Origin of the sequence: Agrobacterium sp. ES01 (assembly GCF_050320885.1) — a bacterium.
Lineage (GTDB): Bacteria > Pseudomonadota > Alphaproteobacteria > Rhizobiales > Rhizobiaceae > Allorhizobium.
In genome coordinates this window covers 1-559 of the sequence record NZ_JBNQTH010000022.1, presented here as the reverse complement: position 1 = coordinate 559, position 559 = coordinate 1, and the positions used below count along the sequence as shown (strand labels likewise).

1 protein-coding gene is annotated in these 559 nt (G+C 63.1%); it reads left to right on the top strand.

Going from position 1 to position 559, the window contains the following annotated elements; genetic code table 11:
• Positions 1 to 559 (top strand): hypothetical protein (locus ACQQ2Q_RS22550; protein WP_428189340.1); only part of this gene is annotated, 559 nt, incomplete at both ends.

Sequence of the window (559 nt, the reverse complement as noted above, 5' to 3'; positions counted from 1 at the left end):
CGTGGCGGTCTGGGCGACGACGACCGCCTGTTCAATTATGACGTGACCACCAACAAGACCGGCGGGACGCTGGCGATCGCGTGGGGTGCCGACAACGGCGACAACGAAAGCCTGACGGGTGCGGGCAATCGCTCGGTCGCCTTTACCCAGGCTGGTATCGACGCACTTGTGGGCCAGGGACTGACCTCGCGCGGCGATGTGCTGTCCTATGTCCTGTCCAGCGACGGAACCATACTGACGGCCATGGCCGACGGCCGCACCGTCTTTGTCGTCGGCCTGTCGGATGACGACAGTGGTTCTTACGAATTCGTCCTGGTGGATACGCTCGATCACAGCGGAGCCGGCGAAGACCAGCTCGGCCTGAACTTCCAGTTCGCCGCTACCGATAGCGATGGCGATACCGCCACTGCAAGCTTCAGTGTGGGCGTGATCGACGACACGCCGCTTTCAGCCGGCACCATCTTCGACCGCTATGTGGAGGAAGAGGAACTGGTCGGCGGCAACGAAGACGACACCCCCGGCTATCTGGCCCCCGATGGAGACGGAAACTACCTCGGCC